Raw genomic sequence first — 22,194 nt, forward strand, 5'->3', positions numbered from 1 at the left:
ACCGGGTTCCTTCCGTTCGGTTCGAGGCGCAGTTCACGGTCACACCACGACGGCAGCGGCGGCGGCGACCAGGAACGGGCCGAGCGGCAGGTACGCCCCCGCCGCCAGACGACCCGTACGGCGAAGAATGACCGCAGCGAGGGCGGCGGCACCCAGGCCGAGAAGCGTCCCGGCGTAGACGGCCGACCAGCTGTGCCAGCCGAGCACAGCGGCGACGGGCACAGCGACAGCGACGTCCCCCCAGCCGAGCTGTCCGTGTGAGACGACCGCCAGCACGGCGAAGAAGACGGCCAGGACCAGCCCGGCCCCAACAGCGCGCCACCAGGCACGCGGGTCGCCACTGACGGCCAGCAGGGCGAGGAACCCGGCCGTCGTGACTGCGGTGATCCGGTGCGGCAGACGCATCACGGCCAGATCGACGAAGAACAGCACCACCATCCCGGCGGCCCACCACGCCAACGCGGCCAGCGCCCAGCCGGTACGACCAGATGCCACGAGCCCGGCGATCAGGGCCATCGCAGCGGCTTCGACAGCGTACGGCGCAGCGCCAACGCGTCGCTCGCATCCGGCACAGCGGCCGGACGGGCCGATGGCGTCGGGCCACAGCGGTTGCCCGCACGGGCAGGTGGTGCGCCACGGCTGGTCGTCGGCCACGCTGTGTACGGCGACGGCGTAGCGCAGCAGCGGTACGACGGCCAGCGCGGGCAGCATCGCCCGTGCGCCAGCGCGGATCGGGACGACGGTGGAGATCACTTATCGTCCAGGCTGGTGCGGAGCTGGGTGGCCAAGGTGATGGTGTCTTCCTGCGGTTCGGCGTCGAGGTCGGCCAGAGCCTTGGTGAGTGCGCGCAGCAGGGTTCGGATGCCGTCAGCGTCGCCGAGGGCGTGGCGGGCGTGCATTGCTCGCACGTACAGGGCCTCGTTGTAGCGGTCCAGGCCGATGGCCTTGTCAAGCAGGTCGGACGCCTCCTCGGGGTGGTGGGTGTCGAGCATGTGGTCGGCGAGCAGTAGGTGGGCTTCGGTGCCCCAGCGGCGGATTGTTTCCCGATGCGGGGGCAGCCATTCGTAGTCCTGGTCCTCTGCCAGGGGTGCGGTGTAGAGGTCGCAGGCTGCGGTCAGCAGCTCGCGGCGGTTAGGGCCGGAAGCGATGGTCGCTTTGCGCATTAGGTCGCGCAGCGTCCACACGTCGACATCGACGGTGGCCGGGTCGAGCCGGTAACGCCCGGCGGACTTGATGACGTAGCCGTTCTTGGCGTCCGCGGTGCCGGCACGGCCGAGGACGTGGCGCAGGTTCGAGGCGTTCGTGTGCACGCGCTGGTCAGCCTGGCTGATGCGGGCGTCGGGTTCGAGGTATTCGCCGATTTCGCGGGTCGCGGCGCCATCCGGGTGGACGGCGAGGTACACCGCCAACTCCAAGGCTTTGGCCCGCAGGGGGCGACCTTCGGCGGTGATGTCCTCGATGCGCGGCGGGCCGATCAGCCGCAGCTTCGCCCGCGCCGAACCGGCAGGCCCGGCGGCGGGCACGGGGGCCGGGACCTCGGTCGTCTCGGCGGGCGTGGCGCTGGTGCGGCTGGCGTGCAGGGGCTCGACAGTTATCGGGACGGCCTCGGAGGCGATGGCGGGCGGCTCGCCGGTCTGAGCCTCACGCAGCGTGGTCAGAATCTGGATCGCGGTGGCGGGGCCGAGCACCGGCAGGCGCGGCGGTACCGGCTCGACGGCTGTGCCGGACACGAGCTTGGTGTGCCCGTCTGTGGCCACCTCGACGGTGGCACCGTGGGCCCATTCGCCCAGCAGCAGCGCGGACACGTGCAGCCCTTCGCCGAGAGCGAGGGCGACTTTGGCGCGCATACGGGCGCCTGCGGGCGGGGTCTCGGTGATGAGCATGACCGGAGGCAGTGCTTCCTCGTCGGGTGCCTGCTGACGCAGCTCGCCTAGATCGCTCAGGGCGTGCTCATCGAGGATGCGGCTGCGGTGCAACAGCCGGGACTCGATCACGGTCAACGCTTCGTCCATGCTGTCGGCCACATGCAGACGCGGCCACGGGCCGAGGGTCACCACCTCGGAGCCGAGCAGTGTGGCCAGGGTCGCGGCGTCGATGACGACCTCGCCGCGTGCGTCGGGCTGGTCTGGGCTGCCCGAGGCCAGCACGGCGACGAGGGCGGCGCGGGCGGCTGCGGTCGCCCCGTCGCCGATGATCCCGGTGCCGCCCGCTGGCAGCCGTGCGAGGTCGGGCACCAGCGTGGGCACTTCAGCGCTGTCGGTGCCGGTGTCGGCGTGGGCCAGCTCGGGATGACGGGCGACTGCGCGACGGAGCTTGACCACTGACGGGGGCAGCTCGGTCGGCGGGTCGTCGTCAGGTTGGCCGGTGTAGCGGCGGCGGCGCTGTAGCCACACCAGGGCGGCGGCGGTGCTGATCGCGATGGCCAAGGCCCACGGCATCCAGTTCGACTCCAGCTGGACCCCGTGTTCGTCGGTGGTTACCGCTGGGCTCGGGGTGTCGCTGGCTGCCGGCGCTGCCGAGGGCGACTCGGACGGGGCCGGGCTGGAAGACGGGGACGGGTTCGGGGACGGCGAGGCGGGCGCGGACGTCGCTGCCGGAGGAGATGCCGGGACGGTCAAGGGCGCGGTGACCGGGCTGTCCACGGCGGTGCTCGGCGACACGGAGGGGCTGGGCGTGACAGCCGGGCTGCTCGGCGCGGCGGACGGCACGGTCGTTGGTGGCGTGATCACCGGCGGGGGCGGCTGTGCGGGCGGCTGGGCCGGGGTGGTTCCGGCGGGTGGGCGGGCGTCGACAGGCAGCCGGAGGTCCCACCCGGGGTAGATGATATTGCAGTCGCGCAGCGTCCCCCCGGCACGGGGGAAGTGGCGGTGCTTGTTGAGCTGGCAAATCTCCGGCCACCGCTCGGCGTCGCCAAGCCACGCCTGGGAAATCTTGGATAGGTAGTCGCCCCGCTTGACGACATACACGTATCGCTCGGTGCCGACGTGCACGATCGTCGGGCCTTCGGCCGCCCGGATGAGCACCGGCGCGGCCTGGGCGGCGGCGATCGGCGCGTCGGCGGTGACTCGAGCGGGCTGCGGCCCAGCGGTCGCGGCGGTGGCTGCCAGGACGCTGCCCAGCAGCATGGAGCTGATCAGGACCGACGCGGCGGCGCGCATCGGGTTGCGGTGCCGGCGTTGGTGCAGGTCTTTGACGCCCCGGGTGGTCTCGCGCAGCTCCGCGACGACGGCTTGCGCGAACAGCGCCCACACCAGCCAGATCGCGACCGCGAGCAGGTTGACCACCATGCGATCGGTGACGCCGCCGTCGAAAAACGCGACAAGACCGTCCTGATCGGGCACGGCGCGGGGCAGGGGCCAACCCACGGCGAGGGCCAGCCACGCCGGGATTCCGGCGATGGCCGCAAGTAGGACGCTGCCTGCGCTGGCGCGGACGGTCCAGCGGCCCAGCCATGACAGCATCGCGCTACCTCCTTCTCAATTGGGGACGATGGCGTCGGCGGTCACGGTGGAATGAACAGCGATGCTGCCGATCCCGGCGAGGCCGAGCAGCTGCGTCGGCCGGGAGGTGGTCACGCTGACGGTGACCGTGGTCGCGGTGACGGTGACGGTGCCGGGCAGCCCGGCGCGGGCGATCCAGCTCGCGGCGGCGGTGCGTGCCTTGGCCGGGTCCAGCCGGACCACGCCCGTGGTGCGCAGGGCGGCCACGTCGAGTTCGCGGGCTCCGGCGCGGGCTGCTGCGTTGGCCACCGACCGGGCGTTGACCTTGGTCGACACGGCGAGGCCGGCGTCCAGGACCAGACCGCCGAGCAGGAGCGCGGCGACCAGCCACACGACGGTGAACGCGGTCACCGCGCCCCGGTCGGCTCGTTGGGCAGAGCGGCGGGCTCGCCGCCTGGCGCTGCTGGTGTTCATGTCCCCGCCCGGTAGATATCGATCGGTTCGGTGGCCGATGCGTTGGCGGTCTTGGTCGCGCCGACGCCTGGTAGGCCGGGGTCGTCCATCCGCATGACGCAGGCCACCCGGACCGTGACCGATCCGCCTCGCCGGAACTGGCCGGTGTCGGTAGTCGCTGTGCAGTTGAACCTGCTGCCCGACGCCATGGCGTTGGCCGCTCTGGTGGCGGCGGTACGGGCGGTGGCCGGAGTCGGTGCGTCGGCGGCGGCGCGGGCCGCCGCCGATGCCACGGCGTGCGCGTCGATGGCCACCGAGGCGGCCCGGCCGCAGAAGACCACGAACATTGCCATGACGATGAGGAACGGCACGACGAAGACGACCATCTCGCTGGTGACCGAGCCGCGGTCGCCGGCCACGCGAAGGCGGCGGCCGACACCGCGCAGGCTGCCGTACACGGCGCTCGACATGGGACGTACCTCCTCCGGTTGCGCTGTAAGAACCTTCAGGAATCCCGGTCCGGCGTGACCCCTCTAGGGCACGCGCTCGACGGGTGCGGTGACGGTGACGTCGACCGGGAATGTCAGGCCCGGGATCACCGAGGGGGCTCGGCCGGTGATCGTGATGGTCGCGCTGGTAGTGCTGCGGCTCACGGTGACCGACGTGCCCGACAGCGCGCCGCCGGACAGGTCACGTAGCAGCGCTTCGGTGTCGGTCTTCCCGGCGGCGGCGTTGCTGCCAAAGGCGCGTGCGGTCTGCACGCCTTCGTTGGCGGCGGCCTGGGCCATGTGACTGGCGTGCTGCCACAAGGCGAACTGCACGGCGGCCATCAGCAGCAGTCCGAGCAGAGGGGTGGCCAGCACCAGTTCAACGCTGGCCGCCCCTCTGTCCCGTCGGCGCCGGGGCGCCGAACGAGTCACAGCGTGACGCCCCGGATCTTTGCCAGCACCTTCGGGCCTAGGATCGCCAGCGCCGCCAGGGCGAGCGCGACGAGAAAAGCGGTCACAGCGATGGCCTCGGTGGAGTAGCCGCCGTCGGGGGTACGCCGACGCGACCGGTCACGAACCTCCAAAGCGGCGACGGTGACGTAGGCGGCCAGCTGATTGATCATCATCTCGTTCCTCCCGTGGGGTTTAGCCGGTCCAGCCCTTCTGAACCGGTCGAGCTAGAACGCGCCCAAAATCGTGGCGAACGCGGGGAACATCAAAAAGATCATGAATCCGCCGAGCAGCAGGACCAGGGGCAGCACCATGCGCTCGGTGGCCGAGGCGGCGGCGGCTTCGGCTTCGGCGAGCTGGTGGGTCATCAGCGCCGCCGACCGGGCTGACAGGGTGGCCTTGATCCGGGCTCCCTCGCTGCCCGCCATCGACAGCGCCGCCGACAGCTCTGCCAACGCGGTCATGCCCGTGGTTTCGCCGAGTTCGCCGAGGGTTTGCCACGGCGGGCGCCGCCGCAGGTGCGCGGCTTCGACGGCCTGACGCAATGCCTGCTGCGCCCAGCCTTCGGCGTCGTCGGTGGCGTCGCGCAGGGCTTGTTCGACCCCTGCGCCGCCGGCCAGAGAGATGACGACGAGGTCGAGCATCGCCGAGACGGCGTTGCGCAGCTCGGCCCGCCGCTTGACCGCCTCGGAGGCGAGGGCCAGGTCTGGGACGAACATGCCCAGCGCGGCGAGGATCAGCGACGCCCATACCGGCAGCTGCCAGCCGATCGGCGTGCCGCCGAGGGTTACCAGGGCGGCGAACGCGGGCGGAATCAACAGGCCCAGCAGTGCCATGGCTGCCTGCTCGGCCAGGTGCCGGGCCGGTTCCCGGCCGCAGATGCCCAGATCGGCGCGAACGCTGGCACGGGGCAGGCCGAGGCGGACCAGCAGCGGCACGAACGGGCGCCCGACCGAGGCCAGCCGCCCGGCCTCGTCCGGTGCGATGACCGGCCGCACCATGATCGTCCTACCGGTCGTGGGTGGGTGCAGCACGGCGAACGCCTGTGCGAGGGTGAGCCGAGGTGGGAACGCGTACGCGGCCAGCATCGCCAGCCCGAGGCCAGTACCCAGACCGAGCACAACAGCGGTGATCATCGGCTCGCTCCTTCGGCGACCCCGACCTTGGCCAGGCGGGCGATGCCGAGGAAGCCAGTGGCGAACACGACGCCGACCGCGACGAGGACCAGTTGACCGGCAAAACTGCTGTAGGGCTGGAGGAAGGCCGGGTTGAGCACCACGAGGCCGACCGCCATCGCGATCGTGAACCCGGTGATGACCCGCGCGTTCGTTTTGATCTTCGCGTGACCCGGGGCGATCTTCAGCCGGAGGGTGGCACGGGCACGAGCACGGCTGGCCAGCTCGGTCAGCAACTCGGCCAGCTGCCGGGACTGGCGGGTCGACGCCTGGATCAGCGCCCGGACCACCAGACGGCCGGTCGGGTCGTCGAGCCGCTCGCGCAGCTCGCCGAGCGCGACCGGGAGCCGCTGACCCAGCCGGATCGAGGCGGCGAGTTCGGCGATCTCGTCCTTGATAGCGGCCGGCGCGTACGGAGCCGTCACGAGGATGGCCTGTTCCAGACCGGCGGCTGCGGCCAGGTTGTCGCGCAGCATCTCCGCCCACATCGCGATGGCCTCCGTACGGGCCAGGGCTCGCGCGGCGGTCTTGTCGGTGCCCAGAGCAATGGGCAGGGCGTAGGCGGCGATCCCGGCCAGGATCGCTCCGACCGGCCACCGGGTCAGCAGTCCTACCAACGCCGCGACGACCAGCGCTACAGCGGCCCTGATCACCTGCTCACGGGTGAGCCGAAATCTGGCCGGACGAGGCCGGTCGGCGACGGCGCGACGGCGCAGACCGGCGAGCATGGCCAGTAGGCCGAGGCCGACGCCCGCGCCGAGCAGTGCAGCGAGTGCAGCCACCACTACCACCCGACCCGGTCGATGATGTGTGGGTCGAGCCCGGCGGCTTCCAGCCGGTCCAAGGTGTCGGTGCGCAGCGGCGTGTTCGGCACGGCCCGCTGGCCGGGGCCGGGCTTCCACACCTCGTTGGAGATCACGTCGCGGCCGTCGAACCCCACCACCTCCCGGACGCTCGACACGACGCGGGTCTTGTCCGGGGACCAGTTGAGCTGGACGACCAGGTTCAATGATTCGGCGATCAGCATGGCGCTGGCTTCGAACGTCAGCCGTTCCGGGGCCTGGACGGCGTACATCATCAGCCGGGTGAACGCCTGGACGCTGGAGCTGGCGTGCACGGTGGCGAAGGACCCGTCGTTGCCCTGGCTCATGGCTTTGAGGAGGTCGATCACTTCGTCGCCGCGGGCCTCACCGACGATGACTCGGTCGGGGTCCATCCGCAGCGCGGTGCGAACGAGGGCAGACATCGACACTGCTCCGACCCCTTCGAGGTTCGGGCGGCGGGCCTGCAACGCGGTGACGTTCGGATGGGCGATGGAATCATGGAGTTCCAGCTCGAAGCTGTCCTCGATCGTGATCAGCCGCTCCTGCGGCGGGATCGCACGAGCGGCTGCCCTGGCGAGAGTGGTTTTGCCGGTGTTAGTGCCGCCCGAGAAGATCACGTTCAACTTGGCGCGCATCGCGGCCTGGATCACCCGGCACAGCGGCTCATCGAGGGTGCCCTTGGCCACCAGGTCATCGAGATCGGCGTTGATCATCGTGGGGCGGCGGATCGACAGCGCCGGGCGGCGTGACACCGACATGACGGCGCACAGCCGGGACCCGTCTCGCATCCGCATATCCAGGACTGGGCTGGTCCGGTCGAAGGTGCGTTCCTCACCGCGGCCGGAGAAGTCGTCGCCGAACGCCACCTCGGTGGCCAGCGCCCGGATCATCTCGATCAGCGCCTCGTCGGTTTCGGCGATCGGCGGGCCGACCTCTGCTTTGCCGCCGGTGAACTTGATGAACACCTCGTCGCAGCCGTTGGCGTGCACGTTTTCGATGTCGGGGTTGTCGAGCAGTTGCTGCAGGCCACCCGCGCCGATGATGTGGTCGATGACCGCGCGGGCCACCCGTGCCTCGACGCTGGCCGACAGCGGTGCCCGCCCTGCGTCCAACGCCTGTCGGGCGTGGGTGTCGAGCGCTTCGCCGGTGTACTGCTCGGCCAGCCTGCGCCGTTCGGCGGCGGGCAGCGGGCCGCCCCCGGCGTGCCCGGCCAGAGCCTGGGCGACCTGGGCGCGTAGGTCGGCGACGAGTTCGGTCTCGGGTAGGACGCTGGTCGACGGCATAGTCATCGGTGGTCACCTCCTGCGGGATGGGCTTGTGTGGCGAGGGACAGTGCCAGCGCTCGCGCGGTGGCGGGCAGGTCCACGCGGGTCCATGCTTGGCGGGCGCGGCGGGTACCGGCGATGACCTCGGCGCTGCGGCGGTCCCACGGCAACTGCGCGACCAGCGGCATGGGCAGCCCATCGAGGTCGTCACGCGCGTAGGCGAGCGGACCGACCGTGACCAGTTGCGCCCGCTCAACCGGTATCTCCGCCAGGGCCACCCGCAGAAGCGACAGCACATCGCCGCCGGCCACGACAAGCACCGCGTCCGCCAACTCCAGCAACGGCAAGGCAGGTGAGCCGGGCTCCAGACGGCCGACGTCCACAAGGGTGGGGCGTTCCTTGGCCCACCGGGCGGGCTCGGTGTCGGCCAGCAGCCCGATCGCCGCGCTGGCTTGCGGGCGGCCGGCGGCAGCGAGCACCGCGTCGACGCCGAACGGCAGCCGAGTGGTGTGCTCGGACAGGTCGACCTGACCTGTACGGCAGGCGTTGGCCAGGGACGCCAGGCCGGGATTGTCCGGGAGCCGGTGCCAGCCGCCGAGGTCGCCACCCGCCGGGTCGGCCTCGATCAGCAGCGCGGACTCGCCAGGCCATACCGCCGCCAACGTGGCGGCGACAGTGGTTGCCCCGCCTGACTTCACGGATGCGACAGCGACCAACATGTCAGCCCGCGACCACGACGAGGGACAGCTCCGAACCCGCCCCGGCCAGCTTCGTTGCGTCGTCACGGGCCAGCAGGAGCGAGACGACGGTGGTGCCCGAGCCATCCACGCCCGGCACGACCTCAACCACCGTGGCCGGTACCGACACCGGCGCCGCAGGAAGACCCGCAGCTTCCGGGCTGCCTTCCTTGGCGACCGTCACCGCCAGCACGTGACTTCCGGGGGCGATGCCCGCCGGGACACGGCCCGGCTTTAGAGCCGTGGCGACCACGGCCTGTCCGGCATCGGGCCAGCTGGCCGGGCCAAGCTGCGACTCCGACAGCAGCGTGCCCGCAACCAGCGGAACCGCAGGGCTACGGCCGATCACCTGCTGCGCCAGTCCCGCACGCACCAGCGGCACGCTCGGGTCGGGCACCACCCCGACGATCCGTAGATCGTCGGCGCTGATGGGTTGCCCGGCCGCTACGGGCCGGGCGACCGCAAGCACCTGCACACGGGCGTCACCACCCAGCTGGACAACAGCGAAGATGCCCGCACACAACAAGACCAGTAAGAATCCACCCACAAATAGCGACCAGCGTCGCTTCGGCTGCGCCGTCCCATTTATGGTCGGCCGTGCCGGTGTAGCCCTACGCGTCTCGACTGCCGCAGTCATGGTTTATCGCCCCCGTGAAAAGTCCGAATCTTTGTCGTACCCGAGCGCGGAGAGTTGTCGCCACGGACAAGTGAGTACGTAGGGCCTCTACGTACAATCTGTACGTTCGTCGCGCCCGTGCGCCACGAGCTAGTACGACGCAAGTTCGCAGGTCAGGACATGTCCGGACTCGTCATAGCCCGTAGAGTCGATGGCCAGTCGGCCGAACGGAGCGATTGCCTTGCCCTCCAAGGCATGACCGGCGATATGATTTGCCGCTCTTGATCGACGAATGTCACGGTGGCAACTCGCTCGAAACTTGCACATGGGGGGATAGAGATTGACATCGATGCCCTAGTCCGGATTGCCGACCTGTTCCGCTTCCGCTGGGACCCAGCGGTCCTCGCGGTCTTGGCCGAACAGCCGAGCAGGTACCGGGCGCTTCACGCACGGCTTGAGACACACATCGGTGAGCACGTGGACGACAACGCATTGACGCGTAGCCTCCACAGGGCCACCCGCTCCGGCCTCGTCCGGGCGGACAGCAAAAGTTCTGGCAGCCGCGTCATCAACACCTACGCCCTGACCGACCTGGGCCGGGACTCCCTGGCGACCTACGAGGCCATCGCCGCGGTCTACGCGCACGTTCACCTTCCCGAAGACGCGTGCGACGGCAGCTGCTCGATCCACACGCGGCAGCGGGCGGAACGCGCGGCGTAAGGCACTGACAGCGTGTACGTACACAACTGTCGGTAGCGCGCCGCCAAGCCCTGAGGTAGGAACGAAGCTCGGGGCCTCTCGCGTTGGAGGGCAACATGAAACGCACAACCATTCTGATAGGACTGTGCTCGGCAGCGGCACTCACGGTGCTGCTTGCCGGGTGCACACACGACGACAATCCACCGACCACGCTTCCCGCTTCGGCGGTGCCGACATCCGCGGCGGCGAGCCCCTCGGCCGCGGCGGCCGCGGCGGCCGAGACCGCCGACCAGGCCAAGCAGCACGTGATCGACGCATATGTCGGCATGCAGACCGCCTTCGAGAAGGCCAGCGCAGCCAGTGACCCGGCACACCCGGATCTGCCCAGGTACGCCACCGGAGCCGCCCTGACCAAGCTGGTCGCGGGCTTGCAGGCCAGCAAGGAACAGGGGCTTCTCGGCCGCGGGCAGACCATCTTTCACCCACAGGTCGCCTCGCTGGCGCCACCGACGGCGCCGACAAAGGCATCCGTGCAGGACTGCATGGACAGCAGCAAGACCGAACGCTTCAAGGCCGACGGCAGCCCATACAAGGACTCCCCGGGCGGCCTGCGAGCCGTCCTCGCCGACGTCGAGCGAATCAACGGGGAGTGGAAGGTCACCTCGGTAACCATCAGGGGGGTGGGGTCATGCAAGCTCTAGCGCCGCGCCTGCTGGCGACCATCGCCGCAGCTCTGGCGATGATGGTCGCGGTCGCGGCTCCAGCACAGGCAGACCAATGGGGTGGCGTCGACTGCCAGGCGACGCCAGCCGATTCTCGATGCACAGTCACGGTCACCTACACCGGTGCTGGCGGGGGTAGCACCGGTGGCGGCGGCGGCAATGTCGTCTGCAAGATCGGCGCCGAGGTCGTCGAGTGCCAGAACGGCTTCGGGTGGCTGGGCAGCGACAGCTGCTACTACGGCAAGGACGCAGGAGGATTCCTGCCCGCCAACCAGTGGATCAAGTCGTGCATCGACCCGGCGACCGGCGATATGACGGGCTGGGGCGTCGTCACACTGTTCCAACCTCCTGCAGCCCTCGGCGTCATCACTCAGCAAGCCATGGACAACCTCGCCATACCGCGGCCGGTCATCGCGGCCAGCCCGGCGCTCACCACGCAGCAGTTCGTCCACGTTCCTGTCTGGTGGTGGGTGCAGCCCGGCTGGTGGCAAACGCAGACCGCGAGTGCCTCGGCCGGCGGCCTCACCATCACCGCCAGGGCGGTCCCACGGAAGATCACCTGGTACGCGGGTGATGGCAGGAACACCGTCTGCACCGGTCCCGGCACCCGATGGACCGCCTCGACCAGCCCCACAGCACCGTCACCGACCTGCGGTCACACCTACAGCACGACGTCGGCTGACAGCCCTGGCGGCAAGTTCACGGTCCGAGCCGTAGCCACGTGGGACGTTAGCTGGAGCGGCGGCGGCTTCTCCGGTACCGAACCCAACATCACCACCACGACGAGTGCCAACGTCACCGTCACTGAGTTGCGAGCGGTTATCACGAGCTAGGTCCGTACCGCTCCCAGGCAGATGTAGTCTTACCGCTTTCGCTTACTGCGCTTCTCCTTCCCCTTCGCGGAACGCTTCGCCTTCGAGGTCCACTTCTTCCTAGGCCGAGTGGGTGAGCCAACAATTCTGGAACCAGACCAGAGCTCTTGAATCGCCTCCAGTTCACCCGGCTCGAATTCCACCATGCCCGAAACTCGCACCATAGTCGTATCCCAAGGCCTCAAGCCATCGGAGCGAGGAGTTAACAGGACACCCACCGAAGCTAACTCCTCCGTGGTGCCGGTAGATTCTCCAAACTCATGATGCCGCATCATCACAAAAGCCGAGAAGCCGTGCCGAACACTCTCATCAAGTTTGTTGCTCGCCATGAATATAAGCTGTGGCTTCCCCGGGGGAAAGCGGAAGGTCCGCATCCGCCACATGACATGACCTTCCGGAGCTTTAGCAACCTCGTCAAGCATGACAAGGAGCGCGCGAGCCAGTTCGGTTCGCTGCTGCACCGGCAATTGGTCAATCTCAGCAAGAACCCCGACGCGGTCAGCTTCAGCCGCGTTGCCAGGGAGAGGACTAGTGGCGATGTCCTCCAAAATAATCCTCAATAAGGAGTGCGAATGAATGTCCTCCGCTCCCGCAGGCGCCTTCGGTAACAGCGGAGCGGAATATCGCTTGCCCTTACCAACAACCTCCGGTGCCAGATCTTCAGGCGTAGCGTCCTCATCTGCCTGAGCAAGCTCATAATAGCGTACGGGTTCGCGGCCGAGCGCAACCGGGCTCTGGTCGGCTACTCGTGAGATGTAATCAACGACCGCATGTGTCGATCGCAACTGAGTGAACAGGAACTCCCAGTCACGGCGAGTAAGAGCAACGGCAGGAAGGTCAGGGAATGGGTTGCAAACGACCACATCATCGGGACATACCGGGTGGTCAATGACGACTACCGACAGCCACTTGTACCGGGTTCCATCGATGTCTACCTCCCTGCCCCGCAGGTTCACGAGTGTGGCCGGCGCGCCACGTAGAGAACGCACAGTTCCGCGCGCTTGCTTGAAAGCCTTTAAACCATTCTTCTGAATCCAATTGGCTTCTTTGACAAGCTCCCCTTCGGGGAGGCTCCGGCTCTTAACCTGCACAACAACAGCACGCGCTCCCGCCAACAGGATTCCGTCGCCCAGCTCTCGGCCGCCTGATCCCAACTGTCGGATCACTGGGCGGTACACGAAATCAGGCAAGCCCCATCGCGCGGCGGCCGAACGGGTTGCGTCTTCTGCCGCGTCCCCTCGGGGAATTCCTTCCACTAAGGGGCTAGCGTTCGGAACATGCCTTACCGCTATACCATTTGGCGTTTCGACAATTAGAGTCAGAGGAGGAGTTTCAATGTTTGACGACATCTTCTACCTTGGACCGAGGGGTTCGTAGTGCAAGAGCAGGTCAAGCCAACCACTTAGGCCAGCCCTTGTCGAGCGAGATGGCCTACTACCGAAGACGATGGCGAGCCCACACTGCTCTGAAGCCCCGGATAGGGCCCACCTGCGGCTAGGCCGGGTCCGAGGCTGAGCAAGGTCGTCGGCGTGCCGGTGCTCTCGAGGATCGCGGCGGCTGCGGTAGCGGCCGAGGATCCGCCAGCACTCGAAGTGTCCAACGGCGTGCTTGACCCGGACGCGCTGTGAGTGCCGTTTGCGGGACGCCCTGTGGGCGGTGATGACGCTCGGCGGCAGGGAGGGCTGGCGTTTGCGCTGCTCGGGCCTGGGGGTGTGATCACGCCGCCGGTGTCCCCTGGCAGCCGCCATCGGCGACGACCTGCATGCCCATGGGGCGTCCAGGAGAAGGTCGACCAATCCAGCGGCTGGCCTGGGTGACAACAATGCACCGAGCCCGGACGTGTCTCGCCGTTGAATAGCAGCTAACCGGTGGATCGCAGACAATCAGAGCTTTGAGTGGTGTTGAGTCAGAGGCCTTGCTGGACACGAACTGGCCTCAACCTGCTCGACCCGCGATCGGCCGACGGACACGGACGGTGGCGTCCGTCAACGCCTGCGGGTGGCGCCTCAGGCAGACCACCACATAGGCGAAGGGTCCGGAGCCGGACCCCCGCGCGCCACGCAGCCCTGCCCGGCTAGCGGCGGCCGGAGACGGTCATGCTACTACCCGCCACCGCGGACCTACCTCGTTGACCAAGCCCTCAATCACAGAGCGAGACAAGCCCCAACCACTGATTCCTCGTGATCCGAGCACCCACCGTGACGCAACAACGATCTACAATACTCAAGGATTCGCGACCACGCAGGAGGTCAATTAGACAGGGCCCTGCCGAGATCCCCCGTTCTCGGCAGGGCCTTGCCTTATCGACAACATAACGATCCACCACACAAGCCGATCGAGCGCCTGCTCGGTCGGCTTATTCGTGCCGCATCGAAGGCGAAAAGGAGGTTCCCCATGACTCGATCACTGGGCGCGAGAGCGCCGCCAGCACCGGCAGGAAACAGATTGAATAGTGAACCCGAACACTGCGAACCGACCAATGAGAACTACAATACAAACGGACAGAAACACAATCCTGAGACCCTATGCGTCATCCTGCCCGACGTGCCACCCACGTTTGACCCACCGGCCGCCACGGCACTGCTACGCCTGCTACTCGACGTCCGAGACAGGCGCAGAACCTTGAAAAACATCCGACAGATGGAGTCTGAATGAGCACACATCACCTTCTCGGAAGCTCGTGCTACGCGCATTGCTTCGCCTTCTACGGCAGGGTTTCGACAGAAGACAATCAAGATCCCGAGTCTTCGTACAACTGGCAATCAACGCTTGCCGACAATCTCATCAGACCTGCTGGCGGGCAGATAGTCGATAGCTTCTTCGATGTCGGCGACAGCCGTTCCATCCCGTGGCCACGCCGAGCCGAAGCAGGTCGGCTACTCGCAGCCCTGCGAGACCCCAACCGAGGCTTTGACAATGTGGTTATCGGAGAGCCTCATCGCGCCTTCTACGGTAACCAGTACGGCCTTACCATCCCGGTCTTCGCTCATTTCGGCGTGAGACTGTGGGTGCCCGAGGTGGGCGGCCCGATCGACCCGGACAACGAGGCCCATGACCTGGTCATGTCGGTCTTCGGTGGCATGAGCAAGGGCGAGCGCACGCGCGTGAAGGTACGTGTGCGCAGTGCCATGGCAACGCAGGTGCAGATGCAGGGCCGCTACCTCGGTGGGCGCCCACCGTACGGCTACGCCCTGAAAGACCTTGGTCCCCACCCGAATCCGCAGAAGGCTGCCGACGGTAAACGTCTGCACGGACTGACGCCCGATCCTCAGACCGCCCCCGTTGTGCAGCGCATCTTTCGCGACTTCCTCAACGGCAACGGCATCTTCGCCATTGCAGAAGCCCTGTCCGGTGAAGGGATCCTCTCCCCGTCAGCCTATGACCGTGCTCGCAACCCACATCGCGACGGTCAAGCCTGGGCCAAGAGCGCGGTCCGCGTGATCCTCACGAACGCGCGCTACACCGGCCGCGAGGTCTGGAACAAGCAGCGAACCGACGAAGTGCTCGTGGACGTAGACGATGTCGCTCTCGGGCACATGCCCGTGATGCGTTGGAATCCACGGGAAAAATGGATCATCTCACAGGAGGTCGTGCACGAGCCGCTTGTGACCGAGGAGGTCTTCAGCGCCGCTCGCGACCTTCTCGGATCGAGGGCGCACAAACCGGCGGCGCACAAACCACACCGCACGAGACACCCTTACGTCTTCAAGAGCATCCTCTATCACTCCACGTGCGACCGGCGGATGCAGGGACAGCACTCCCATGGCGTCGCCTACTACAGGTGCCGATACCCCGCCGAATACGCGCTTGCCAACCGCGTCGACCACCCGAAAAACGCGATCATGCGGGAAGATCTTGTCATCGGTCATATCGATGATTGGATCGCCTCAGCGTTCGATCCGTCAAACCGCGACCAGACCATCGAACTGCTTGTTCAACAACTCGACACACCCGAGCAAGCGGCACTCCCCAAGCAGCGGCCAGGACGCAGCCTCGGCGCCGAGTTCGACAAGAAGATCGCTCGGTACAAGCAAGCCCTCGACGAAGGGGCCAGCCCAGCCGTGGTGGCCACCTGGATCGCCGAGGCGGAACAGCAGCGGGACCAGGCGCTCGCGGCGCACTCACCAGCTTCCAAAGCCAAGCCCGTCGAGGCGATGACCGCTGATCAGATCGCCTCGCTGGTCGCCGAGTTGGGCGATATCGCCGGAGCCCTCGCCGAAGCTGAGCCTGAGCAGAAGCTCGCCCTGTACCGGGCTCTCCAGCTTCGGCTGACCTACAACGATGAAACACAAACGGTGCACGCCATAGTCGATCTTGGCGCACACCGTTGGGATTTGGTTCGTGTCCGAGGGGGGACTTGAACCCCCACGCCCTATACGGGCACTAGCACCTCAAGCTAGCGCGTCTGCCATTCCGCCACCCGGACTTGCCCGTTCAGCCTACCGTGTCGACTCCGGTGGCTTTCACCCCGGTCAGCCGCCTTGGTGGGCCGCACGGGGCATTACTGTACACGGCCTGTGTGGATCATGCACATCACCGCCCAGGCCGCCGCCGGGTACTGGATCATCGCAGGTCAGAGGCCCGTTCCGGATGGCTGCACCGGGCGGGTAGCGTCCGGACCCGGTCAGGCGGCAGCATTGCTTGCGTGTCCGCACCCTCACCCCTCGCCGCAGTCCAGCACCGGGCCCTCGCCCTACGTTCCGCCGGTGACCTGTCGGTGGCCCGCCAGCTGCTCGCCGACACGATCGCCTCGGCACGCCCGGCGTACGGCGAGGACCACCCGGAGATCATGGGCACCGCACACCTGCTCGCGAGGTTGCACCGGGAGGCCGACGAACCGGCTGCCGCCCGGCGGGTGCTGGAGGAGGCCTACGCCGCCGGCGAGCGGCGGTGGAATCCGGCCGACCCACTGATGCTGGCGCTGGCCTTCGACCTGGCCGGGGTCGCCGAAGAGTTGGGCAACCGGCACGAGGCCCGCCGCAACTACACCCGGGTCGCCACTGCGGGGCCTGCCGTGCTCGGCGAGCAGCATCCCGCCGTACGGGCCGCCCGTCAGTACCTGGGAATCGCCGCGAGCCCTCCTGCCCCTGGGGTCCCGCTTCCGGCGACGCCGACGCCGGGACCGGTCGCACCGCCGCCGGGACCGCCCGGGTGTGTCCCTCCGGTGGTTCCCCACCGGGGGCGTGCTCCCACCCCGGCGCCCCGGCCCGGTGCCGTGCCACCGGCTTCCCGCCCCACCTCCGCGCCACCCACCTCCGTGCCCGGTCCGCCGGCCCCTGGCGGCCCGCCCACCCCCTCCGACCAGCAGGTGCGCACGCCGCACCCGGGGCAGGCTCCCGCACCGGTAACCCCCGCACCGACGGCCGAGCCCCGGGTGCCACTACCCCGCCAGATGTACGGCGTGCAGGGCGCTCACCGGCCCGCCCCGCCCCGGTCCCATCCGACATCCGTACCGCAGCCCGAGGCACCGGCGTCCTCGCCGCCGCCCCCGGTCGCGGCGTCCCCCGTCGTGCCCCCCGGGCCGCCGCCGCCCCGACGACACTCGGCGCCACCGGCTCCGTCACCCACGCCGGTCTCGGGTGGTGCGCCGGCCACCTCACCCTGGGCGCCACCGCACCTCCGGACACCACCCGCCGCCCCACCGCCACCTGTCCTACCCCCACACGCCCCACCACCGGGCCAGCCGTTATCTGCGGCACCGCCGCCCCCCGCTGCGCCGCACCGCCAGCCGTCGCCGGTCCCACCGGGGCAGCCCGACCCGGCGGCGGCGTTCCCACCCGCACGGCACCCCGCCCAGCCGCCCACGGCACCCCCCGGCCCGCCCGCCCACCACGGCCAGCCGGTCGTGCTCCCCGCCGGGTCGCCGTCCAGCCCTGGCCGGCCGACCACGCTCCCCGCCGGCCCGCCCATCCGGCACGGCCAGCCGACCGTGCTCCCGCCCGCCCCACCCGGTGGGCACACCGACGTCGCCGGTCCGGGACGCCCTGCGGCCACGCCGGCCGCCCCGGCGGGGTCCTCCGTCGGGGCGGCCGGCACACCGTCGCGACCGACCGGCACACCGGAACAGATGGCCGAGTCCACCCGACTCCCCGCACCCCGCACCTCCCCGGAGGACGCCAGTGCGCCCGCCGCCAACCGTGGGCAGGGTGACCCCACCCCGGCAGGCATCGCCCCGCCGGGGCCGGTGACCGACCCGACCACCGCGCGCGCGGCGTCGAGCGGCACGCCGGACGCCCCGTCCGCACCGCCCCGTGCCGGGGCCCTGCCGGCACCGGGCTGGGACCGACCGACGGTGCAGGTTCAGCAGCTCGGGCCCTTGCTGGAGGAGCCGGAGCACGACCCCACCCGGGCCCCGGGAACCGTCGCACCGGACCACCAGCCCTCGCCCGGTGCACCGACCACCGTCGCGTCGGACCGCCAGGCCCCGCCCGGCACACCGACCACCGTCGGGTCGGCCACCGAACCCGCTCGGCCGCCGGCACCGACCGCACGCCCGGCGGTAGGAGCTCCGCCGGCAGCACCAGCTGCACCGGCACCGGCACCGGCAGCGCGCACGGCACCGCCACCGGAGGCGCCGGCCCCACCACCGGCACCGAGCCCGCCGGTCCCGGCACCGCACGCAGGGCCGGCACCGCACGCAGGGCCGGTATCGCCGCCACCGACACCATCGGCCGACGCGGCAGCGCCGACGCCGGTGGCCACCCCGGCACCGGTACCAGCACCGATGAGCGCTCCGCCGGAGCCGGCCGGTGCGCCGTCCGGGCCACCGGACCCGGCGTACCCGGTCGATGGTCCGTCCGTGGTGGCCCCGCCCGACCCGGCGGGGTCCCGACCGCCACGGCGTCCGCCGGACGATTTCCCGCCGCCGTTGGACACCGGCGCCTGGGGCGCGAGCGTCCCCGCGTGGCCCGCCGAAAACCGCGAGGGTCTCGGCGGCGGGTACCCCGCCGCCGACGCCCCGCCGACGCGGAGCGGAGCGGAACCGGACCCGTCACGCACCGTCCTGCCGGCACCGGAAGCGGGAGCAGGATCAGCGCCGGCACCGGGAGCAGGAGGACAGGGTTCCGGGTCGCTGCCGGGGCCGGACGGGGGGCCCACCGCAGACATGGGCGTACCGCCGTCGGTGCCGGGGACCGGATATCCCGAGCTGACGCCGTCGTACCCGGTGCGGGACGCGAAGCCGCGCGGACGGGGCCGGACGGTGGCCGTGGTGGCGGGGGTGGTGGTGCTGCTGGCCGCCGGAGGCACGATCGGGGCGGTGACCCTGGACCGGAACGCGGACGGGCCGACCCGGTCGACCGACACCGCGCCCCGGCAGACGGCGGGCCCCGCCCCCGGTGACCTGAAGTTGCGCGACGACGCCGCCACCATCACGGTCACCTGGTCCGATCCGAGCGACGGGTCGGTGCCGTTCATGGTCGCGGGTGGACGGACCGGGCGGGCGCTCGGGGTGATGGCCACCGTCGACCCCGGACAGACCAGTTTCACGGTCAACGGCCTGAACGCCGAGGTGGACTACTGCTTCACCGTGCTGGCGGTCTACTCGACGGACGCGTTCGCCACCTCCGGCCAGGTCTGCACCGACCGGGTCAGGCCGTCGCCGAGCGGCTGACCGGGGCCCCGCCCACCTGCGGCGCGACGCCGCGCAGCACCCGTCGAGCCGGGCACGCTGGGTGTCCGCAGTGGAACGGTACGGGTTTCCTCGTCCCGGAGTGGCCCATATGATGTCCCACGGTTCAGGGGAGGCGGCCGGACACCCGGCACGCCGCCCGGGCCACCGGACGGAGGGCAGCCCGCTGTGGCCAGCATCGACGACGCCGCGAGCGTCGACGCCGGCACGTCCCGCCGACGCTCCCGGTTACGCGGCGGGCTGGTCACGGTCGGTACGGTGGCCGCGTTGGTGGCGGCGTTGGGGCTCACCCTGCTCGGCCGGGGCGCCGCCGAGGATGCGTTGGCCAGCTTCGACGCCAGCAGTTGGTTGTGGAGCAGCGCCCGGGGCGAGCTGGCCCGGGTCAACGGGATCACCGCCCGGGTGGACACCCGCAAGGAGGTCCCCGGGGCCCGGCAGCATCCGGTGCAGGTCACCCAGACCGACCGGCTGCTGATCCTGCGCGACCTGGAGAGCGGTCAGGTCAGCGCGCTCGACCTGGCCACCCTCCAGATCACCGCGACCACCCCCACCACGCCGGGCCTCGGGGTCAACGTGGTGCTGCACGACGATGCCGCGTTCGTGGTGGACGCGGTGCGGGGGGTGGTACGCCAACTCGACCCCCGTTCGCTGGTGCCGGTGGGTGATCCGGTGCTCTTTCCGCCCGGCATCACGGCCGGTGCGTTCGACGGTCGGGGCCGGCTGTGGATCGCGGTGCCGACGGAGGGCACCGTCTCGGCGGTCACCGCCGCCGCGCTGCCGTCCGGGCCGGTGTCGGGGGCGGCCGATGGTCGGGGTCCGCAGCGGGTGGAGACCCATCCGGTGGCCGAGCCGCACCACGAGTTGACCCTGTCCACGCTGGACGACGGGGTGGCGGTGCTGGATCGGACCACCGGCACGTTGGTGACGGTCCGGGCCGGGCAGACCCGGCGTACCGTGCTCGGGGCCGCCGCGGGTGGCGCGTTGCCGGCGCGGACCAGCGGCCCGGTGGTGCCGGTGACGATCGGCGGCGACCGGCAGGTGCTCGCGGTCGGTGACGGCCGGGTGGTCACCCGGTTCGTCGTGCCGGGCAGCGGTGACCGGGTCGGGCCGGCCGTCGCCTGGGCCGGCCGGTTCTACTGCGCCGACGGGGTCACCGGCACGGTCTACGCCTTCGACGGCGGCGGGCGGTTGGTGGAGACCATCCGCCCCGGCCGGGCCGCCGGCCCGTGGGAGCTGGAGGTGCGGGAGAACCACCTGTTCATCAACGCCCCGGGGTCGGCCACCGCCCGGGTGGTCGACGACACGCACCGGGTGCGCACCGTCGACAAGTACGCCAACGACGTGCTGGGTGGGGACCCCCCGCCGGACCCGCCACCGCCGCCTCCGCCGCCGAAGCCCCGGGTGGGCAAGCCCGGTGCGCCCCGGCAGGTCACCGCCACCGCCGGTGACGCGCGGGCCCGGGTCGCCTGGCAACCGGCCGCCGCGAACGGCACGGCCGTCCTGCGGTACGTGGTGGAGGGCGCCGGTCAACGTCACGAGGTGGGGGCGAACCAGCGGGCCGTGGAGATCACCGAGCTGAACAACGGTGCGACGTACACGTTCTCGGTGCACGCGGTGAACGCGAAGGGCGACGGCCCGGCCCGGCGCAGCAACCCGGTGACCCCGACCTCGGCGGTGCCCGACCCGCCGACCGAGGTCACCGCGCTGGCCCGCGCCGACGGCACCGTGCTGGTGCGGTGGCCGGCCGCCGACGGGCAGGGCAACCGCATCGCCCGGTACGTGGTCACCGCGACCTCGGCCGGCGCGAACGCCCCGGTCGGCGAGTCGCGCCGCACGGAACTGGTGGTGCCGGCCGGCGAGTTGACGTACGGCACGCAGTACGCGTTCACGGTGACCTCGGTCAACGACCGGGGTGCCGCCTCGGCGGCCTCCCCGGTCAGTGCCACGGTGGTGCCGTTCGCCGCTCCGGGGCAGCCGGTGGACCTGCGGGCGGTCACGGTGGCCGACCGGCCGGGCACGATCGCGATGCAGTGGTCACCGGCGGCGGCGAACGGCCGACCGGTGAGCCGCTACCGGGTCGACGTGGGCGGGCGGACCAGCGAGGTGACCGACACCGCCACGACGGTCAGCGGGCTGGACGACGGGCAGAACGTGCTGGTCCGGGTGAAGGCGGTCAACGAGGCCGGCCCGGGGCCGGAGGCCTCGGTGACCGCGCGGACGGTGGCGGTGCCCCGGGTGACGGTGACCGGTTCGTCGGCGGAGGCGACGTCGGTGACGGTGACGTTCACCGTGGACGCCGGTGGCGGGAAGCCGACCTGCACCGCCGCCACCGGGGGGAGGACCGCGACGGGCAGCTGCGCCAGCCTGCGGGTGACCGGCCTGTCCCCGGGCACGGCGTACACGGTGACCGTGACGGCCAGCAACGCCGCCGGCCAGGGCACGGCCACCCGGGCGCAGGGCACCGACCCGCTGTACGGGGTGGCGACCTGCGTCAACGGGCCGGACGGCGACCAGCGCACCTACTGCAACTCCGACGTGGACGGTCGCAACGGCAACGAGGTCTTCGCGGTGCCCCGGCAGGATGACGACGAACAGGTCGGCTGGGCGAGGCCGGGCACCCGGCTGCGGACGTACTGTCGACGGCAGGGCGAGAACGTCGACTCCTGGATCTACAACAACCAGAAGCAAAGCACCTGGTGGGTCCGGGTCGACTACCAGGGCCGCAACTACATCCCCTGGGCCTGGCTCAACCTGGCCGGCGGTGACGACATCGCCGTGCTGCCCACCTGTTGACCCGCGCCGCCGCAGCCGAGGAGCATCCCG

At 70.0% G+C, this 22,194-nt stretch carries 18 protein-coding genes, 1 tRNA gene and 1 pseudogene; 7 read left to right on the forward strand and 13 right to left on the reverse strand.

Annotated elements, in window-relative coordinates:
- Positions 1–39: 39 nt before the first annotated feature.
- The 11 genes from GA0070216_RS00155 to GA0070216_RS00205 all read right to left on the reverse strand — a co-directional run bounded on the left by GA0070216_RS00155 (position 40) and on the right by GA0070216_RS00205 (position 9,307).
- Positions 40–753, reverse strand: a complete 714-nt coding sequence (locus GA0070216_RS00155) for a prepilin peptidase (protein WP_091237211.1) — start codon at positions 751–753, stop codon at positions 40–42.
- Positions 750–3,461: an AfsR/SARP family transcriptional regulator gene (locus GA0070216_RS00160; RefSeq protein ID WP_091237212.1), complete on the reverse strand. Its 2,712-nt coding sequence runs from the start codon at positions 3,459–3,461 to the stop codon at positions 750–752. The genes GA0070216_RS00155 and GA0070216_RS00160 overlap by 4 nt, the downstream gene beginning before the upstream one ends.
- 15 nt (positions 3,462–3,476) lie before the next feature.
- Positions 3,477–3,914, reverse strand: a complete 438-nt coding sequence (locus GA0070216_RS00165) for a pilus assembly protein TadG-related protein (RefSeq protein ID WP_091237213.1) — start codon at positions 3,912–3,914, stop codon at positions 3,477–3,479.
- The gene (locus GA0070216_RS00170) at positions 3,911–4,363 is read right to left on the reverse strand and encodes a hypothetical protein (protein WP_091237214.1); all 453 of its coding nucleotides are present in this window, start codon (positions 4,361–4,363) and stop codon (positions 3,911–3,913) included. Before GA0070216_RS00170 ends, GA0070216_RS00165 begins: the two co-directional genes overlap by 4 nt.
- Positions 4,364–4,426: 63 nt before the next feature.
- The gene (locus tag GA0070216_RS00175; RefSeq protein ID WP_091237215.1) at positions 4,427–4,813 is read right to left on the reverse strand and encodes a TadE family protein; all 387 of its coding nucleotides are present in this window, start codon (positions 4,811–4,813) and stop codon (positions 4,427–4,429) included.
- Positions 4,810–5,007, reverse strand: a complete 198-nt coding sequence (locus GA0070216_RS00180) for a hypothetical protein (RefSeq protein WP_091237216.1) — start codon at positions 5,005–5,007, stop codon at positions 4,810–4,812. Before GA0070216_RS00180 ends, GA0070216_RS00175 begins: the two co-directional genes overlap by 4 nt.
- Before the next feature lie 51 nt (positions 5,008–5,058).
- Positions 5,059–5,967 (reverse strand): type II secretion system F family protein, encoded by a 909-nt coding sequence (locus tag GA0070216_RS00185; protein WP_091237217.1) that lies wholly within the window; start codon positions 5,965–5,967, stop codon positions 5,059–5,061.
- A complete protein-coding gene (locus GA0070216_RS00190; protein ID WP_141722988.1) occupies positions 5,964–6,788 on the reverse strand; it encodes a type II secretion system F family protein in 825 nt (274 codons plus the stop codon). Before GA0070216_RS00190 ends, GA0070216_RS00185 begins: the two co-directional genes overlap by 4 nt.
- Positions 6,789–6,790: 2 nt before the next feature.
- The gene (locus GA0070216_RS00195; protein WP_091237219.1) at positions 6,791–8,119 is read right to left on the reverse strand and encodes a TadA family conjugal transfer-associated ATPase; all 1,329 of its coding nucleotides are present in this window, start codon (positions 8,117–8,119) and stop codon (positions 6,791–6,793) included.
- Positions 8,116–8,814, reverse strand: a complete 699-nt coding sequence (locus GA0070216_RS00200) for a MinD/ParA family ATP-binding protein (RefSeq protein ID WP_091237220.1) — start codon at positions 8,812–8,814, stop codon at positions 8,116–8,118. Before GA0070216_RS00200 ends, GA0070216_RS00195 begins: the two co-directional genes overlap by 4 nt.
- 1 nt (position 8,815) lies before the next feature.
- The gene (locus GA0070216_RS00205) at positions 8,816–9,307 is read right to left on the reverse strand and encodes an SAF domain-containing protein (RefSeq protein WP_245722225.1); all 492 of its coding nucleotides are present in this window, start codon (positions 9,305–9,307) and stop codon (positions 8,816–8,818) included.
- A gap of 618 nt (positions 9,308–9,925) precedes the next feature.
- Here GA0070216_RS00205 and GA0070216_RS36330 point away from each other — a divergent pair.
- The 3 genes from GA0070216_RS36330 to GA0070216_RS35180 all read left to right on the forward strand — a co-directional run bounded on the left by GA0070216_RS36330 (position 9,926) and on the right by GA0070216_RS35180 (position 11,702).
- Positions 9,926–10,168 carry a hypothetical protein gene (locus GA0070216_RS36330; protein ID WP_342670702.1) on the forward strand — a complete coding sequence of 81 codons (243 nt, stop codon included), beginning with the start codon at positions 9,926–9,928 and terminating at the stop codon, positions 10,166–10,168.
- 95 nt (positions 10,169–10,263) lie between these two features.
- On the forward strand, positions 10,264–10,848 hold the full coding sequence (locus GA0070216_RS00215; protein ID WP_091238707.1) for a hypothetical protein: 585 nt from the start codon (positions 10,264–10,266) through the stop codon (positions 10,846–10,848).
- Positions 10,836–11,702, forward strand: coding sequence for a hypothetical protein (locus GA0070216_RS35180; protein ID WP_245722226.1), 867 nt, complete (start codon positions 10,836–10,838; stop codon positions 11,700–11,702). The genes GA0070216_RS00215 and GA0070216_RS35180 overlap by 13 nt, the downstream gene beginning before the upstream one ends.
- Before the next feature lie 29 nt (positions 11,703–11,731).
- Here GA0070216_RS35180 and GA0070216_RS33565 read toward each other — a convergent pair whose 3' ends face one another.
- Entirely contained in the window at positions 11,732–12,919 is a 1,188-nt protein-coding gene (locus GA0070216_RS33565; protein WP_141722989.1) for a hypothetical protein, read from the reverse strand.
- Positions 12,920–14,392: 1,473 nt separating this feature from the next.
- On the opposite strand from GA0070216_RS33565, the gene GA0070216_RS00225 reads away from it, so the two are divergent.
- The gene (locus GA0070216_RS00225; protein WP_091237223.1) at positions 14,393–16,102 is read left to right on the forward strand and encodes a recombinase family protein; all 1,710 of its coding nucleotides are present in this window, start codon (positions 14,393–14,395) and stop codon (positions 16,100–16,102) included.
- Here GA0070216_RS00225 and GA0070216_RS00230 read toward each other — a convergent pair.
- Positions 16,084–16,167, reverse strand: a tRNA-Leu gene (locus GA0070216_RS00230). The genes GA0070216_RS00225 and GA0070216_RS00230 overlap by 19 nt on opposite strands.
- A gap of 219 nt (positions 16,168–16,386) precedes the next feature.
- Here GA0070216_RS00230 and GA0070216_RS35990 point away from each other — a divergent pair.
- The 3 genes and pseudogenes from GA0070216_RS35990 to GA0070216_RS00245 all read left to right on the forward strand — a co-directional run.
- Positions 16,387–16,608, forward strand: a pseudogene (locus GA0070216_RS35990) (tetratricopeptide repeat protein); the annotation flags it as partial.
- A gap of 2,238 nt (positions 16,609–18,846) precedes the next feature.
- Complete coding sequence (locus GA0070216_RS34285; protein WP_091237225.1) at positions 18,847–19,353, forward strand: fibronectin type III domain-containing protein; 507 nt, start codon at positions 18,847–18,849, stop codon at positions 19,351–19,353.
- Between the two features lie 186 nt (positions 19,354–19,539).
- On the forward strand, positions 19,540–22,164 hold the full coding sequence (locus GA0070216_RS00245; RefSeq protein WP_091237226.1) for a fibronectin type III domain-containing protein: 2,625 nt from the start codon (positions 19,540–19,542) through the stop codon (positions 22,162–22,164).
- Positions 22,165–22,194 lie beyond the last annotated feature (30 nt).

Origin of the sequence: Micromonospora matsumotoense (assembly GCF_900091525.1) — a bacterium.
Classification (GTDB): Bacteria; Actinomycetota; Actinomycetes; order Mycobacteriales; family Micromonosporaceae; genus Micromonospora; species Micromonospora matsumotoensis.